Annotated in this window: 14 protein-coding genes and 7 pseudogenes; 6 read left to right on the top strand and 15 right to left on the bottom strand. The window is 72.2% G+C overall.

Features of this window, described 5'->3' with window-relative positions:
- The 7 genes and pseudogenes from UK82_RS29885 to UK82_RS29855 all read right to left on the bottom strand — a co-directional run.
- Window positions 1–262: pseudogene (locus tag UK82_RS29885) on the bottom strand (helix-turn-helix domain-containing protein); the annotation flags it as partial.
- 269 nt (window positions 263–531) lie between these two features.
- Window positions 532–2,292 (bottom strand): 3-hydroxybutyryl-CoA dehydrogenase, encoded by a 1,761-nt coding sequence (locus UK82_RS29880; RefSeq protein WP_236706607.1) that lies wholly within the window; start codon window positions 2,290–2,292, stop codon window positions 532–534.
- A gap of 503 nt (window positions 2,293–2,795) precedes the next feature.
- Entirely contained in the window at window positions 2,796–3,458 is a 663-nt protein-coding gene (gene nucS / locus UK82_RS29875) for an endonuclease NucS (protein ID WP_055410759.1), read from the bottom strand.
- Between the two features lie 82 nt (window positions 3,459–3,540).
- Window positions 3,541–3,901: pseudogene (locus tag UK82_RS29870) on the bottom strand (phosphohydrolase); the annotation flags it as partial.
- A 172-nt stretch (window positions 3,902–4,073) separates the two neighbouring features.
- Window positions 4,074–6,197, bottom strand: coding sequence for a protein meaA (locus UK82_RS29865; RefSeq protein WP_236706606.1), 2,124 nt, complete (start codon window positions 6,195–6,197; stop codon window positions 4,074–4,076).
- Window positions 6,198–6,354: 157 nt separating this feature from the next.
- On the bottom strand, window positions 6,355–6,972 hold the full coding sequence (locus tag UK82_RS29860; protein WP_055410761.1) for a hypothetical protein: 618 nt from the start codon (window positions 6,970–6,972) through the stop codon (window positions 6,355–6,357).
- A gap of 212 nt (window positions 6,973–7,184) precedes the next feature.
- Window positions 7,185–7,550: an STAS domain-containing protein gene (locus tag UK82_RS29855; RefSeq protein ID WP_044886696.1), complete on the bottom strand. Its 366-nt coding sequence runs from the start codon at window positions 7,548–7,550 to the stop codon at window positions 7,185–7,187.
- Between the two features lie 380 nt (window positions 7,551–7,930).
- Here UK82_RS29855 and UK82_RS29850 point away from each other — a divergent pair, with 380 nt between their 5' ends.
- Complete coding sequence (locus UK82_RS29850) at window positions 7,931–8,314, top strand: hypothetical protein (protein WP_082122082.1); 384 nt, start codon at window positions 7,931–7,933, stop codon at window positions 8,312–8,314.
- Window positions 8,315–8,389: 75 nt separating this feature from the next.
- Here the strand turns inward: UK82_RS29850 and murA are convergent, their stop codons facing one another.
- Window positions 8,390–9,664: a UDP-N-acetylglucosamine 1-carboxyvinyltransferase gene (murA, locus tag UK82_RS29845; RefSeq protein WP_236706605.1), complete on the bottom strand. Its 1,275-nt coding sequence runs from the start codon at window positions 9,662–9,664 to the stop codon at window positions 8,390–8,392.
- A gap of 33 nt (window positions 9,665–9,697) precedes the next feature.
- A complete protein-coding gene (locus UK82_RS32245; protein ID WP_082122083.1) occupies window positions 9,698–10,024 on the bottom strand; it encodes an NUDIX hydrolase in 327 nt (108 codons plus the stop codon).
- 35 nt (window positions 10,025–10,059) lie between these two features.
- Between UK82_RS32245 and UK82_RS29840 the strand changes: the two genes are divergently transcribed.
- On the top strand, window positions 10,060–10,881 hold the full coding sequence (locus UK82_RS29840) for a hypothetical protein (RefSeq protein ID WP_199865446.1): 822 nt from the start codon (window positions 10,060–10,062) through the stop codon (window positions 10,879–10,881).
- Window positions 10,878–11,621 (top strand): protein phosphatase 2C domain-containing protein, encoded by a 744-nt coding sequence (locus UK82_RS29835; RefSeq protein WP_236706604.1) that lies wholly within the window; start codon window positions 10,878–10,880, stop codon window positions 11,619–11,621. The genes UK82_RS29840 and UK82_RS29835 overlap by 4 nt, the downstream gene beginning before the upstream one ends.
- A gap of 175 nt (window positions 11,622–11,796) precedes the next feature.
- Here UK82_RS29835 and UK82_RS29830 read toward each other — a convergent pair whose 3' ends face one another.
- Together UK82_RS29830 and UK82_RS29820 are read right to left on the bottom strand one after the other, a co-directional pair.
- Entirely contained in the window at window positions 11,797–12,087 is a 291-nt protein-coding gene (locus UK82_RS29830; RefSeq protein WP_052681250.1) for a LytR C-terminal domain-containing protein, read from the bottom strand.
- A 336-nt stretch (window positions 12,088–12,423) separates the two neighbouring features.
- Window positions 12,424–12,735, bottom strand: coding sequence for an EthD family reductase (locus UK82_RS29820; protein ID WP_044886698.1), 312 nt, complete (start codon window positions 12,733–12,735; stop codon window positions 12,424–12,426).
- 278 nt (window positions 12,736–13,013) lie between these two features.
- On the opposite strand from UK82_RS29820, the pseudogene UK82_RS43640 reads away from it, so the two are divergent.
- Window positions 13,014–13,640: pseudogene (locus UK82_RS43640) on the top strand (LysR family transcriptional regulator); the annotation flags it as partial.
- Between the two features lies 1 nt (window position 13,641).
- A pseudogene (locus UK82_RS43635) lies at window positions 13,642–13,798 on the top strand (LysR family transcriptional regulator); the annotation flags it as partial.
- 184 nt (window positions 13,799–13,982) lie between these two features.
- Here UK82_RS43635 and UK82_RS34560 read toward each other — a convergent pair.
- Window positions 13,983–14,262 (bottom strand): annotated as a pseudogene (locus tag UK82_RS34560) (DUF4158 domain-containing protein); the annotation flags it as partial.
- Between the two features lie 134 nt (window positions 14,263–14,396).
- A pseudogene (locus tag UK82_RS43630) lies at window positions 14,397–14,549 on the bottom strand (protein kinase); the annotation flags it as partial.
- Between the two features lie 212 nt (window positions 14,550–14,761).
- Here UK82_RS43630 and UK82_RS29805 point away from each other — a divergent pair.
- Window positions 14,762–15,334, top strand: coding sequence for a cob(I)yrinic acid a,c-diamide adenosyltransferase (locus UK82_RS29805; RefSeq protein WP_044886700.1), 573 nt, complete (start codon window positions 14,762–14,764; stop codon window positions 15,332–15,334).
- A 107-nt stretch (window positions 15,335–15,441) separates the two neighbouring features.
- Here UK82_RS29805 and UK82_RS43625 read toward each other — a convergent pair.
- Together UK82_RS43625 and UK82_RS43620 are read right to left on the bottom strand one after the other, a co-directional pair.
- Window positions 15,442–15,592, bottom strand: a pseudogene (locus tag UK82_RS43625) (RNA-guided endonuclease TnpB family protein); the annotation flags it as partial.
- 1 nt (window position 15,593) lies between these two features.
- Window positions 15,594–15,741: zinc ribbon domain-containing protein (locus tag UK82_RS43620; RefSeq protein ID WP_396230680.1), on the bottom strand; the 148-nt coding region annotated here is incomplete at its 3' end.
- Between the last annotated feature and the right edge of the window lie 18 nt (window positions 15,742–15,759).

Genomic DNA, 15,759 nt, shown 5'->3' with positions numbered 1-15,759 from the left:
GCCTGCGCCCGACCGTGGCCCAGATGTCGCCGCTGGTCTCGGCGAACCGCTTGGCGACCAGCCGCAGCGTCTCACCCGAGACACCCAGCCGTGCCGCGATCACCTCGACAGGATCAACCTCGCCGGTCGAGGTGTCCAACGCGAGCAGCACCTGCGCCCGCCTGATCATCGAGGCCGGATGCACACCCGTGGTGGTGACCCGAACCAACGCTTCACGATCGGCCGCGGTCAAGGTGACCGGCCGCTTCTTCTGTGACGGCATGACTTGTCCTGACCGGCAGAGGGGACGAGGAAGATCTGCCAACACCAGCCTGCCACACCCCAGAACTAAACAGCGACGGTCTACTAGTGCCGCATCCGGCACCTTCCACGGGCGACCGCGGCGCCGGCCGTCACCTGTCAACGGACGACGCCCCCGCGGCGTGCCACGTTCTGCCTGGGACGCCTCGATCTGGCGACCCCACCGGCGCCGTGTCTCGGGCGGCGGGATCCCCGCCCCGGCACCCCCGGTTCCGCGTCCGGCGGATCGGACTACCGGCGTGGATGCACGAGAAAGCCCCGGCCGGTCTTGCGACCCAGGAAGCGGGCCCGGACGAGATGCTCCAGCAGCGGTGCCGGGGCGTAGCCCGGCTCGCGGAACTGCTCGTACAGCGAGCGGGTGATGGCGAGGGTGACGTCGAGCCCGACCACGTCGGCGAGGGCGAACGGGCCCATGGGATGGCCGCAGCCGACGGTCATCGCCGTGTCGATGTCCTCGATCGTGGCGTAGTTCGCCTGCAGCATCTTCACGGCGTCGTTCAGGTAGGGGAACAGCAGCGCGTTGACGATGAACCCGGCCCGGTCGGCGCAGCGCACCGGGTGCCGGCCCGCCGCCCGCGCCAGCGCCAGGACCGTCGCCGTCGCCCCGTCCCCGGTGAGCACCGTGGGTACCACCTCGACCAGGCGCATCACCTGGGCCGGGTTGAACCAGTGCATGCCGACGACGTCCTCGGGCCGCCGGGTCGCGGTGGCGCACTCGACGACCGGCAGGGAGGACGTCGTGGTCGCCAGCACGGCGCCGGGCCGGGCGACCTTGTCCAGGTCGGTGAACAGCTCCCGCTTGACCGCCAGGTCCTCGACGACCGCCTCCAGCAGCACGTCGCAGCCGCCGAGCTCGCCGAGGTCCGTGGTCACGCGCAGCCGGCCCAGGGCGGCGTCGCGGTCGTCGTCGGACAGCCGGCCCTTGGCGACCGCCGCCGCCAGCGACGCCTCGACCCGGCCGAGCGCCGCGTCGGCGGCATCCGGCCGCCGGGCCCGCAGGACGACGTCATGGCCCGATCGGGCCAGTACCTCGGCGATGCCTCGCGCCATCGTGCCGCTGCCCACGATCCCGACCGACCGAACCCGCATCGCCGCCCCGCCGACACCTCCGCCGGGCTCCTCGACTGCGCCGGGGTCGGCCCTGGCGGGGCCCTCGGACGGCACGTCCGGGGAGTCCGTCTCCGGGTAGGTGTAGAAACCGCGGCCGGTCTTGCGGCCCAGCAGGCCGGCCGCGACGAGCTGGCCGAGCAGCGGCGCCGGGGCGTGGAGGTGATCGCGGGTCTGGTCGTACATCGACGCGAGGATGGCGTGCGCCGCGTCGAGGCCGATGAGGTCGAGCAGGGCCAGCGGGCCCATCGGATGACCGCAGCCGAGCCGCATCGCCGCGTCGACGTCCTCCCGGGTGGCGAAGCGCGCCTCGACCATCCGCACCGCGTTGTTCAGGTAGCCGAACAGCAGCGCGTTGACGATGAACCCGGCCCGGTCCGCGGCGACGACGGCCGTCTTGCCGACCGCGCCCACCAGCGAGACGACCGCGGCCAGGGCGTCGGCGTCGGTCACCACCGTGCGGACGACCTCGACCAGGCCCATCACCGGCGCCGGGTTGAACCAGTGCATGCCGAGCACCCGGGCCGAGCGATCGGTACCCGCGGCGAGCTCCGTCACCGACAGGGAGCTGGTGTTCGTCGCCAGGACGGTCGCCGGCGGGCAGACCTCGTCGAGCCGGGCGAACAGCGCGGTCTTGGCGTCGAGCCGCTCATCGATAGCCTCGATCACCAGGTCGCAGCCGGCCACCGCGGCGAGCTCGGTGCCGAGGCTCAGCCGGCCGAGCAGCTCGCCGCGAACGTCGTCGGTCAGGTGGCCATGGCGGGCCGCCCGGTCCAGGGAGTGCTCGATCCGCCCGCGGGCCCGGCCCAGCGCCTCGGTGTCCCGTTCGACGCCGACGACGTCGAGCCCGGCCCTGGCCAGCACCTCGGCGATCCCGGCCCCCATGGTGCCGAGCCCCACCACCCCGACCCGCCGCCACCGCGGGCCCCCGTCGGAGGCGGGCCGCCCATCCGCCGAAACCGTCGCGACGTCGCCGCCGGTGCGGGAGGCGTTTTCCGACCTGTCGTGCGCATGCGTTCCCCGCCGGGCTCTTTCGGCCATGCCCTGACTCCTCAGAGTCGTCGCGACAGCCCGACGAAAATGTGCCCGATATCGCGGGCCGCACGGTATCCAACCGCGGACCCGTCGATTCTCCCAGCCTTTCCACCGCCCGGCCCGAGATCAGTCGGAGTTCACCGGAGTGACGAATCCCTCGCCCCTGAAACATCTTCTTCCAGCCCGGGAAAAGAGCGACGAAAGACGAGACCGCCGGCAATGCCGCGATGACCCGTCAGGAATTTCCGCGGCCGGCCCCGGAAGAACCGATACTCCGGAATGGCGCGCCGGCCGCCTCGAACGGATTTCCGGCGGGGACGGGCCGGCGGGGACGGGCCGGCGGGGACGGGCGGTCAGAACAGGGTCGGAATGGAGGGTTCCAGCCCGCGCAGCTCGTCGTAGTCGACGACGGCGCAGCCCAGTCCGCGGTCGGCAGCCAGCAGCCGGGCCTGCGGGGTGATCGACTGCGCGGCGAGGATGCCCCGCACCGGATGCGGCAGCGCCGGGTCCGCATCCAGCCGGACGAGGTAGCGGGTGAGCTGCTCGACCCCGTCGATCTCACCCTTACGCTTGATCTCGACGGCCACGGTGGATCCATCGCTGTCGCGGCAGAGCAGATCGACCGGCCCGATCCCGGTCTCGTACTCGCGGCGGATCAGGGTGAGCCCCGGGGCGATCGCGTCCGGCCGGTCGGCGAGCAGGACCTGCAGGTGAGCCTCGACGCCGTCCTTGCGCAGCCCCGGGTCGATGCCCAGTTCGTGGCTGGAGTCGTGGAGGATCTCCTCGAGGGTGATGACGAGCTGCTCGGCGGCCCGGTTGGTCACCCGCCAGACCCCCGCCTCCTCCGCGATGACGCAGGGCGGGCTCATCCAGTTCAGCGGCTTGTACGCTCGCCCGTCGGCGTGGATCGACACCGACCCGTCCGCCTTGACGAGCACCAGTCGGACGGCGCTCGGCAGATGGGCGGTAAGACGTCCGACGTAGTCGACACTGCACCGAGCGATGACAAGCCGCATGACGTCACGTTATCGCGACCCCCCTGACCGCCCCGCCGTCCGGTGGCCGCCGGTGTTCACCTCCGGCCGGGACGGATGTTGNGGGCGGAGACGAGGTCGTCGAGGAGCTCGCGGCGGCCGGCGTAGCGGGTGGCAAGGCGTTCGGCCTGGTCGGGAGCCAGGCGGCCGAGGCGGGCGGGGTCGGAGTTGTCCTGCATGTCCGCTCGCTTGACGACGACGGCGAGCGGGTCGGCGGCGACGCGGGCCAGGTAGTCCTGCATCGACTCGTCGGGACGGTGCGACAGGGCGTCGACGGCGGCGACGACCGGCGCGGGGTAGCCGGCGGCGGTGAGGTCCGCGAGCGTGGTGTCGCTGTCCTCGACGACGTCGTGCAGAACGGCGGCGAGCTGGGCGGTGTGCGGGTCCACGCCGGCGGCCTCGGCGGTGCGGGCGACCGTCGCCATGACGCGCAGCGGATGGCCGATGTACTCCTCGCCGCCCTTGTCGATCTGGCCGGTATGGACCCGGGTGGCGAGGGCGATGGCGTCATCCAGGGTCGGACCGGCGCTCGGACCGGCGCTCGGACCGGCGCTCGAGCTGCTCGGCGCCGGGCCGGGCCGGCCGGGTTCGGCCGCGTCAGGGGTGGTCGAGGGCATGCCTCGACCGTACGACCTCCACGATGCCGCGAATTATGGCGCTGAGCTCATAGTCCCGGGGCGTGAACACCGCGGCCACGCCGAGGCGGGCCAGCTCCCGCGCGTCCGCCGGGGGGATGATGCCGCCGACGACGACGGGAACCTCCCCGGCGCCGGCGGTACGCAGCCCGCCGAGCACCTCGCCCACCAGGTCCAGGTGGGCCCCGGAGAGCACCGACAGCCCGACGACGTGCACGTCCTCCTCGACCGCGGCGGCCACGAGCTGCCCGGGGGTCAGCCGGATCCCCTGGTAGACGACCTCGAAGCCGGCGTCGCGGGCGCGCACGGCGATCTGCTCCGCGCCGTTGGAGTGGCCGTCGAGGCCGGGCTTGCCGACGAGCATCTTCACCGGCCGCCCGAGCTGCGCGCCCGTGCGAGCCACCAGGGCACGCAGCTCCTCGAGCCCGGTCCCACCCCCATCCCCGCCGACTCCGACGGCGCCGCTCACCCCGGTCGGTGCGCGGTACTCGCCGAACACCTCTCGCAGAGTGTCGGCCCACTCTCCGGTGGTGACGCCCGCCCGTGCACAGGCCAGCGTCGCGGGGACGAGGTTCACCTCGGTGCCGGCGGCGGTGCGCAGCCCGAGCAGCGCCTCCCGGACGGCGGACGGATCACGCCCGGCCCGCCAGGCGGCGAGCGATTCCCGGGCCGCGGGCTCGAAGGCCGGGTCGACCGTCTGGATCGCCGTGTCGAGCTCGGCGAGCAACGGGCTCGGCTCGGTCTCGGTGAACCGGTTCACGCCGACGACGACATCCTCGCCGCTCTCGATCCGCGCGCGGCGGCCCGCCTGGGCGGAGACCAGCGCCGACTTCAGGTAGCCGCTCTCGACGGCGGCCACCGCCCCGCCCATCGCCTGGACCCGGTCGATCTCGGCGGTCGCGTCCGCCACCAGCCGGCGCACCCGGTCCTCGACGACGGGCGAGCCGGTGAACAGGTCGTCGTACTCCAGCAGGTCGGTCTCGTGGGCGAGGATCTGCTGGACGCGCAGGGACCACTGCTGGTCCCACGGCCTGGGCAGGCCGAGCGCCTCGTTCCAGGTCGGGAGCTGCAGCGCCCGGCACCGCGCGTCCTTCGACAGGGTGACGCCCAGGGTCTCCAGCACGATCCGGATGACGTTGTTCTCCGGCTGGGCCTCGGTCAGCCCGAGCGAGTTGACCTGCACGCCGTAGCGGAACCGGCGCGCCGCCGGGTCACTCACCCCGTACCGGGTGCGCAGCAGGTCGTCCCACAGCTGCCCGAACGCCCGCATCTTGCACATCTCCTCGACGAAACGCTCCCCGGCGTTGACGAAGAACGAGATCCGGGCACACACCTCCCCCATCCGCGCGGCGGGGATCGTCCCCGTGGCCGCCACGGCGTCGAGCACGGCGATCGCCGAGCACATCGTGAACGCGAGCTCCTGCACCGGGGTCGCCCCGGCCTCCTGCAGGTGATAGCTGCAGATGTTGATCGGGTTCCACCGCGGCAGCTCCGCCACCGAGTAGGCGATCAGGTCGGTCACCAGCCGCAGCGACGGCCCCGGCGGGAAGATGTACGTCCCCCGCGAGAGGTACTCCTTGATGATGTCGTTCTGCGTGGTGCCGGCGAGCTCGGCCGGGTCGGCGCCCTGCTCCTGCGCGACGACCTGGTAGAGCGCGAGCAGCCACATGGCGGTGGCGTTGATCGTCATCGACGTGTTGGTGCGGGCCAGCGGGATTCCGTCGAACAGATCGCGCAGGTCACCGAGGTGCGCGATCGGCACGCCGACCCGGCCCACCTCGCCGCGGGCGAGCGGATGATCCGGGTCGTAGCCGGTCTGGGTCGGCAGGTCGAAGGCCACCGACAGGCCGGTCTGGCCCTTCGCGAGGTTGCGGCGGTACAGGGTGTTGCTCTCGGCGGGGCTGGAATGTCCCGCGTAGGTGCGGATGATCCAGCCCCGATCCCGGGCTCCGCGCCCGGCGCCGGCACCGGTGTCGGCGTCGGAACGGGCGTCTGCGGGGCGGTTGGCGCCGGCCTCGGGGCGGGAGGACGACTGCGGGGTGCGGGTGCCGTGCGGATTCGCCGAGCGGGTTGACAGGTCCGTCATCGCCGCCGCCTCTCTGGGGCGCTGCGCCGGGGCCGGGGACCGACCGACGGCAGGCGCGGGCGGGGTCATCACGCCGGCCTCAGCCCGCGCGGACCGCGGGCGACGAGTCAGAGACTAGGCCGACCCACTGAGCCCCGCCTGTCGGCGCGGCGCACGCTCAGCCCGCGCAGGGGGCGGGCTGGCCCTTCCACTCCTGGATGAGGACCGGGGGAATCGCCGTGCAGGCGTTCGGGCCGTTCCTGACGATCGTCCACGGCCCCGTGCCGATCCGCCGCCACACGTACGGGTCGGGCGGCCGGCTGGCAACGCCCGCGACCTCGATGCGGCCGATCGCCCAGTACGCGTCGTGCGCGGCGTCGACGCCCTCGACGGCGCCGAAGAACATGCCCTGCGGCACGGTGACCTGAGCCGCGGTGATCGTGCTGTTGCCCGCGGCCCTGATCTGCTCGGCGACCGTCCAGGACAGGGCCAGCCGAAGCGCGGTGGGGTTCGGCTCGTCGTCGACCCGCATCTGGTGCGCCCGGCCCGGCTGGCGGATGCCCTCCCACGGTGCGGTGCGCAGGGCGGGGGTGAGCTCGGGCGCCGGCTGGCCGGACGAGTTGACCGTCGTGCCGTCGCCCGAGCCGCGGTCGGCGGTGGCGTAGCCGATGGCCACGCCGATCAGGACCGCGACGAGGAACGCCGCGACCGCGACGACCGGCCGCACCTCACGCACGCCGAGAAGCCCCGCGGGCCGCGCACTGCGTTCGCCGGCGATATCCACCCGCGCGGGCACCTCCACGTCCTGCAGACCTCCGTCCGGCGTCCACCATGTCATCAGCCGGGCCAGTGACCCGAAAGCAGTACCCGATCAGCAGGTACCCGGCAAGCATGCCGCATCGGACGTCCAGTAGGCACGCGGGCGCGCCCGGGATGACGGTGCGCATCCACCCAGGTTCGGTCCGCTTCGCCCGGTCGCCGGCCGCGAGGGCGGCGGCGCGAGGCGGCTCAGGCGTGCCCGACGTGCACCAGCTCGGTCGGCTCCTCGAACCGCAGCAGCCGCCCGAGCCGGTTGGCGGCGAACATCCGGCCCAGCGCGCTCGGCACGTCGACGAGCACCATGGATCGGCCCGCCGCCCTGGCCCGGCGCGCCCCGCCGAGCAGCACCCCGAGCGCCGCATGGTCGCCGAGTTCCAACCCGGCGACATCGACGCGCAGCGGCCCGCTGCCGTTGTCGATGGCGGCGTGCAGCAGGGACCGCAACGCGCCCACCGTCCGCACGTCCACCCTGCCCACCAGCCGCACCGCCTGCCCGCAGCGGCCGCCCGCCCCGCGCGGACCGTACATGTGCACCACGTTCACGTCGTTGTTCATGTGGTCTCCCGTCCCCGGCCGCCCGGCACCCCCGCTCACCGTGACGCCGGCGCTACCAGCTATCCGCGTCGACCGCGGGTAGCACCCAGGTGCGGTTCCGCGCATGACGGACCGCCTTACGCCCTCTCGCCTCGTCCGAACCGTCGTCGCTCGGCCACGGGGGGTCGGGGCCGGTTACCTCGATGATCCCAGCCATCGCGGCGCGATGTTTCCTCTGTCGGATTCCGCGACGGGATCAGGACGGATCGGGGCGGGAACTCCTGCCGATCCGCCGTGCGTCTGGGACCATGGAGACCGGATGTCGACGGGCGAGGAGCTCCGTCCGAGGCTCCCGCGCGCCCCCGTGACCCGGTTGCGGCGCGGTGATTCGGAGGTGCCAGGTGGCCGTGAACTCGGCGCAGTACTTCGTCGAACCGGCGTTGGCGATGCTGACCGTGGGGTTGCTGATGGTCATGGCGCGCTGGGCGTCCACCCCGCTGCGGGCACTGCCCCGCGGGGTCGTGCTCGGTCACGACTTCGGGCTGCTCGTCCCCGTCGCGGTCGTCGACACGCCGGCCGAGGTGAGCCGGGCCCGGGCCGCCCTGCGCACCCGGGGCATCCGCTCCACCTGGGCGATGGCGATGACCCCGCTGCACATCGACGCCGCCGGCAACATCCTGTCCCGACCCCGGCAGCGCCGGCACGTGCTCGTCTTCGGCGCCGACGCGGCCCGGGCCGCCCGCGCCCTGGCCACCCCACCCGGCGGGCTGTCCTCGCAGACCTGAGGCGGCTCGGCAGACCTGAGGCGGCTCGGCAGACCTGAGGCGGCTCGGCAGACCTGAGGCGGCTCAGGCTGCCGCTCAGGCCACCGCCCGGTCGGAGACCCGCCGGATGTCGGCGCCGAGCGCGGTCATGTTCTCCACGAAGCCGGCATAGCCACGATCAATGTGGTACACGTCGGTCACCTCGGTCTCGCCCTCGGCGACGAGGGCGGCAAGCACCAGGCCCGCGCCGGCCCGCACGTCCGACGCCATCACCCGGGCCGCCGTCAGCCGGTCCGCGGGCCGCACGATGACGTGATGGCCGTCGGTGCGCAGGTCAGCGCCCAGCTTGTGCAGCTCGCGGCAGAACACGAAGCGACTGTCGAAGACGTTCTCGGTGATCAGCGACGTCCCGCTGCTGATCGCCTCCAGCGCGATGATCTGCGGCAGCAGATCCGTCGGAAACCCGGGGTAGGGCAGGGTCACGACGTCGATCGAACGCGGGCGGTCCCGGCCGACCACGCGGAACCCGTCGTCACGGACGTCGATCTCCGCGCCGGCCTGCACCAGCTTCTCCAGCACGATCCCGAGATGCCCGGCCCGGCCGTGCCGGATCATGACGTCGCCGCCGGTCATCAGCGCGCCGATCGCGTACGTGCCGGCGACGATGCGGTCCGGCACCGTCCGGTGCTCGACCGGGGACAGCGCGTCCACACCGTCGATCACCAGGGTCGACGAACCCGCACCGTCGATGCGCCCGCCCATCGCCGTCAGCATCGCGCAGAGGTCGGCGATCTCGGGTTCCTGGGCGGCGTTGTCGATCACGGTCGTGCCCTTGGCGAGGACGCCGGCCATGAGGAGGTTCTCGGTGGCGCCGACGCTGGGGAAGTCCAGCCAGATCGACGCCCCCTGTAGCCGACCCGAGCAGCGCGCCACCAGCGCGCCGCCCTCGACGTCCACCAGCGCCCCGAGCTTGGCCAGCCCGTTGACGTGGATGTCGAGCGCCCGCGAGCCGATCGCGTCCCCCCCGGGCAGGGCGACCCGGGCCTCCCCGCAGCGGGCGACCAGTGGGCCGAGTACCGCCACCGACGCCCGGATCCGCCGGACGAGCTCCCCGTCGGCCGAGAACCCGGGCGTCTCGGGAACGTCGATGCCGAGCCGGCCACCGCCGACATCCCGCTCCACCGTCGCGCCGAGTCCGACCAGCACCTCGGACATCACGGTGACGTCGAGGATGTCGGGAACGGCGGTCAGGGTCGTGCGACCGGCGGCCAGCAGGCTCGCGGCCATCAGTTTGAGAACCGAGTTCTTCGCGCCCGGGACGGCTACCTCGCCGGCCAGTCGGGTGCCGCCTGTCACGACGAAGCGCTCCACGGACCTCGATGCTAGGTCCTGGCGCAAAGATCTTCACCGGCACCCACCGGATTGACCCCCACCACCCTGCGCGCTCGCCTCATCCCGATCCGTCCGCCCCCACCACGGACACCCCGTCATGAGCCCGGACGAACGGCTCCCCCCGCCCGGCCAGGGCTTCAGGTAGACCCCCGTCAAGCGGACCGGCCGGACAAACGCGCCGGTCTCCTCGGCAACCTCACGACACAGCCCGGCCTGGATGGTCTCGCCGCGTTCAAGGACTCCGCCGGGAATCTGCCAGGCTCCGGTGTCCCTACGCCGGATACACAGAATCGACCCGTTCTCGTGGAGTGTCACTCCGGCTACGCTCACCGAATGCATGTGCGGAACGTACTCTTTGCACCACGGAAATCGGGGTGAGCGACAGTCTCCGTCAGCGGCTGGCGGACCTGCCGCCGGAGACCGATCCGGGGTTCGGCACCGCCGCTCGAGCGTTGCTGGCCGGGCCGGACGCGGGCGACGAAGCCCTCACCGCGATCATCGAGGGCGCCGACCTGCCCGAGCAGACCCGGTTCAACGCCTTCTACTGCCTGCAGGTACGAGCCTGGCGACGCAAGGACCACCGCAGACACCGCGCGAACACCGACCGCTACCAGTCTCGGTTCGGCCGGCACCCGATGTTCTTCTACCTGCAGGCCGAGTACTACGCCGCACTCGGCGACGACCCCGCGAACCTCGATGCCGCGTTGACCTTCGCCGTCGAGGCCGTCGAGCGGTTGGCGAGTGTTCCTGGTGTACTGCACCTGGCCGCCGAAGTCATCGCGGACCGTCATGAGCGTGATCCTGACAGCGACCCGCGCCTGCTTCTGGACGCCGAACGGCACGTCCGCCAAGCCATCGCGCTCAGCGACGGTCGGTACGCCCGTTACCACGCCACCCACGCCAGGATCGCCACGTTGCGGGGCGCGTTCACCACCGCCCGCGCCAGCATTGCGCGGGCGATCGAGGACGAGGACTCGACCGGCGCCGAGTACGCCCTGCGCATCGGGGACGGCGGGCGGCAGCGGGTCGGTCTGGCGTCGGCTGGCCCCCGCGATCGTCGGGGTGATACTCGTGACGGCGGGTTTTCTCATGACCGGGTGGGGGCCGACGGGTGCGGGTGCTGCGGTCCATCAGTCGGTCGGACAAGCCGGATAACGAGGATGCGGCCGGTTGCCGTCCGGACGGGCTGTGGGTGATCGACGGCGCGACCCCGCTGGGCGACGAGGTCCAGGTGGACGGTCGTTCCCCGGCGGCCTGGCTCAGCGCGGTGGCCGACGCGTTCCTGGCCCAGGTGCCCTGGGAGGGTCGTCCGCTGCGGGCGGTGCTGCGAGACCTTGTCGGCCACGTCCGCGCCGAGGGGCGTGGAGCCGGGCTGCCCGCCGACGGCTTCCCGACGGCGACGCTGAGCCTGGCCCGCGTCCGCGACGGCCGACTCGATCTGTGCCTGCTCGGTGACAGTCCGGTCCTGCTGCGCCCGCCCGGCGCCACCGTGATCGAGTTCGTCGATCCGCAGTTCGCCGGGGTGGAGGAGGCGCTGCTCGAGCGGGTCCGCACCGAGCTGGACCGCGGCGAGACGGCCGCCGACGCCTACGCCCGCGCCCACGCCCATAACCGGGAACGTCGACGGTGGCGCAACACCCCGCGGGGCTCCTGGATGCTGTCGGACGTGCCGGCCGCGGCCGAGCATGCGTACGCCACCACGCTCGCGGTGGCCCCGGGGACGGAGTTGGTGGCGATGTCCGACGGATTCGCCCGCGCCGTCCGGCCCTTCGGCCTGGTTCGCGACGACACCGAGCTGCTCGACGAGATCGCCGCGGGCCGCGAGGCGGAGCTGCTCGACCGGCTGCGGGCGGCGGAGCGCGCCGACCCGAGCTGCTCGCGCTTCCCCCGCTTCGGGGTGAGCGACGACGCGTCCGCGATCTACGCCCGCCTCTGAGACCCCTCTCCCGAGGGAACCGCCGACACCCCGGGGGTGCGCCTCCCGCGGTGCGGTGCGCCTCCCGCGGTGCGGTCAGCAACGACAATCGGCCGGCGCCCGGGTTCAGTCGTCGGCGTGGCGCGGCGCCTGCTCGCCGGGCCCACTGGCCCACAACTAACGGCCCTCGCAAGCGTCAGTCCGCCGGCCAGTAGCGGGTGACGACGAGGATCAGGGGGTCGGAGGCGACGATCTGCGCCTGCGAGCGGGGCAGAATTTCCTTGATCTTGGGGATGGTGTCCATGAGCGCCTGGGCGGCGTCACGGTGCGCGTCGTCGTAGAAGACCGTGGACACCGGCACGTTGTAGATCGACAGGTAGCTACCCGTCCGCGACATGGGGAAGCCGACCGCCTCCACCTGCCGGGCCGCAGAGTCGGCCAGCCCACTGATCCGCGAGTTGTTCAGCACGACGACCGGCGCGGTCACCGCGGGCGGCCGCGCGCTCGCCGTCGACGCGAAGGTCGACGACGGCGGCTTCTCGGCCGGCCGGGTCGCCGACGGGCTCGGCGACGGGGTGGGGTCCTTCGAGTCCGGCGAACCGCTAAGAGGACGGTCTAGCTGTCGCCTCGGTGTCCGTCGCGGACCACCGCTAACCCGCCGACCCGGGTCGTGATGCCCGCCGGCCCGCGTCGGGCCGAAGCGAGCACGCTGGCCGGTCGACCGAGGCTGTCGCCCTGCTCCACCTCGATCGCGACCGTCTGTGCCCCTGTCGTGTCGAGCAGGTGGGCGGCCAGGCAGCCGGTGCTGTTGGCGTTGGCGACGTCAGCCGGTGCCGTCCTGCACCGGATAGTGGATGATGACCGCACCGCCGGTGGCGTAGTTGGCGACATCGGCGGCTACCCGCTGGCCTTGCGGCGACGCCCGCGCCGCGGCCATGGCGGCGGCGTCAGCGAAGTCGCCCTCGAAGACCGCGAAATACGGCGCTTCTCCCGTGGTCGCCGCCACGTCGAAGCTGTAGCGCCACGCAAGCAGGCCGGGCCAATTCATGACCAGTGGAAGGTGGTTGGTCACGTAGTAGTCGCGGAAGTGGTCAGGGTCGGCGGGCTTGGAATACAGGACCACCAACTTATGCATGACGACCTCCGTCCAGATCAGGGTCGGCGGGCCGCGTGAGTGCGATGTCCAGGACCGCGGTCAGTTGAATCGTCATATGCGCAGGTTAGGGCTTGGCGTGCGGTCGAGGGAAATACCGGTACGGGATAGGCTCAGAACGGATNGCTATCAATCGGCAGGGAGGGCACGTGGCGCCGGATACGGTGAGCCTGCGGTACTTCNTGGTGCTGGCGCAGGAGTTGAACTTCACCCGCGCGGCCGCACGGATCGGTATCGCACAGCCCGCGCTCAGCGCCCGGATGCGCCGATTGGAGGCGGAACTCGGTACGGCCCTGCTGGTCCGCAACACGCGTAGCGTCGTCTTGACCACGGCCGGCGCGGCTTTGGCGGAGTCCGCGCCGCCCGCGCTGGCGGCGCTGGATCGGGCATGGGACACCGTCCGGAGCGCGGCGGCCGGTGAACTGGGCACGCTGCGCATCGGATACAGCCTCAGCGCCGGGGCCGAGACGGCACCGGCCCTGGTGGACAGGCTGATTCGCGGCAACAGCGGACTCGAGGTCGGCGCGGTCCCGATGGCGACACCGGAGATCTCCCCCGCGGTCGCCGACGGCCGCATCGATGCCGGGATCACCCGCGGTGAACAGCCGGGCCGTGGCGTGCGCCGGTACCTGCTGCGGCGTGAGCGGATCGGCGTCCAATTGGCGCAGCACCATCCGCTGGCCGAACACCCGGAGATCGAGATCGCCGCCGCGGCCGCGTATCCGCTGCGACTCCCCGACCGTGCGGCCAACCCCGTGATCCACGACCAGCTGGCCGCGTTGTTCCGCGATACCCGGCCACATCCCCGATTCCACACGCCCACAGTCGCTTTCGACATGTCACAGCGCGACCTGCGCGACGGGCTCACCCTCGCCCCGGCCGGCGAGNCCGCCGTCACGGCACCACCGCCCGGCATCACCTGGCGACCGCTGCACGGCGCACCCAGCCTGACGATCCACCTGGTCCTTCCGCGCGAACAGTCGCCACTACACCGCCGCGTCCGTGCCGTCGCCAAGACCCTGGCGCACGAGCTGCACTGGCTGTCNGACTGACGGGCAGCAGGTCATGCCAGGCGAACTTCCGCGGTGGCGAGACCGAAGATCTCGCGGCACTCCCACGCCCCGTGCTCTCCGCAGGTCGTCATCACCTTCCCAGCTTCACCCCCTGGGCGGGACTGCGGCACCTTCGCCTGGGCCTCGATCAGGGCGGCGTTGGCCGTAGCGATGGTNTCCGCGCGCAGGTAGTAGCAGGTAGTACTGGTCTACGTGGACCAGCCGGGAGCGGGTCAGGGCTTCGCGGCCCGGGCTGACCCCTGGGGTCATGATGTAGCGCACCGTGCACATCTGTAGCGCGAAGCCCAGTTGGTGGTACTGCGTACGGCGCAGCGCGATCAGATCGCGGTCCACGTCGTCCAGGAAGAAGAAGCGCTCCAACTCCGGGCGCGTCGGCTCCTCCGACGAACTTCCCGTACGCCTCGGCCTGGTCATCCGTCGGAAATTCCACCGGCAGGCGGCGGAGCCAACCACCCGCCGCTACAGACCATGGATCTTTGGCCGAAGGGCCCCAGGAAGCAGACCACCCGGGCTGGAAGTTCACCGCCCACTACTCAAGATCGTTCTCAGCGCCAGCCGCTGTACCGATGTTCCCCAAGCCCGGAACAGCACGTTGTCGGCCTTGATGTCACGGTGCAGCACCCCGCGGGCGTGCGCGTGAGACAGCGCCGCAGCAACCGCCAACCCCACCGCACACGCCTCCGGCTGGGTCATGTCCCGGCGGCGCCGCGTGAGGGTGCCGCCGGTTCTGTGGCAACCCGCAACAGCTTGATTGGCCGCGAACCGGAGCTGCTCCGGTGTCCGAGATGCGTTGTGCACGCTTCCGGGCCTCAGACCGTGCAGGACGCACCGCAATCGATCTCACGGGGTGCTTCGCCGGTGAAGGCGCGGGGGCGCGGGCGGCGAGGGAGCGCGGGCGCGACGCCTGACGGGGGGCCGCTCCCTAGAGTGGGGGCATGGCGGTACACCTCACCCGGATCTACACCCGCACCGGGGATGACGGCACGACGGCGCTGGGCGACATGTCCCGGGTGGCGAAGACGGATCCGCGGCTGGCCGCCTACGCGGACGTCGACGAGGCGAACGCGGCGATCGGCGTGGCGCTCGCCCTCGGAGGGCTGGCCGACGACGTGCGGGCGGTGCTCGGGCAGGTCCAGAACGACCTGTTCGACGTCGGCGCGGACCTGTGCACGCCGGTCGTGGCCGAGCCGGCCTATCCCCCGCTGCGGATCACCGCGGCGTACGTCGACCGGCTGGAGGAGGCGTGTGACCGCTTCAACGCCGACCTGCCGAAGCTCGACTCGTTCATCCTGCCCGGTGGCACGCCGGGCGCGGCCCTGCTGCACACCGCCCGCACCGTGGCCCGCCGCGCCGAGCGCTCCGTCTGGGCCCTGCTCGACGCCGAGCCCGAGCGCACCGGCCCGCTGGCCGCCAAGTACCTCAACCGCCTGTCGGACCTGCTGTTCATCCTCGCCCGGGTGGCAAACCCGCAGGGGGACGTGCTGTGGCGCCCGGGCGCGCACGCCTGACCAGCGTCCCCGGCGGAGTCCTGCACATACCGGAGGGTCGACGACAGTCCAGTCAACCCAATTTTGGCTTCCTCCTCCTCGTGAACGAGGGGGACTCCCGGTGGGGATCATGCCGCCTTCCCGGGTGGTTGACGCTTCACCGTCCCCGGCAACCCGGAGATCTCCACGTCCATGGACGACAGTCCAGCCGCCCTGATGTTCAGACTTGCGTTGGTATCCGCGTTCCCCGACCAGCCACACGACGTGCACAGGAATGTTNCCTGGTCGGGGCGGGACACCCGGTCGACGACCCCGCAGACGTGACAGCGCTGCGACGTGTACGGCGCCGGAACCCTCACCAGCACCCCACCCACGCGGGCCGTCTTGTAGGCGAGATGCGCGCCGACGCGTCCCCATGCGGCGTTCAGAACCGACCGGTTCAGCCC

It is taken from the genome of Frankia sp. ACN1ag, assembly GCF_001414035.1.
In the GTDB taxonomy this organism is placed as follows: Bacteria; Actinomycetota; Actinomycetes; order Frankiales; family Frankiaceae; genus Frankia; species Frankia torreyi.
This window is presented reverse-complemented; position numbering and strand designations above follow the sequence as displayed.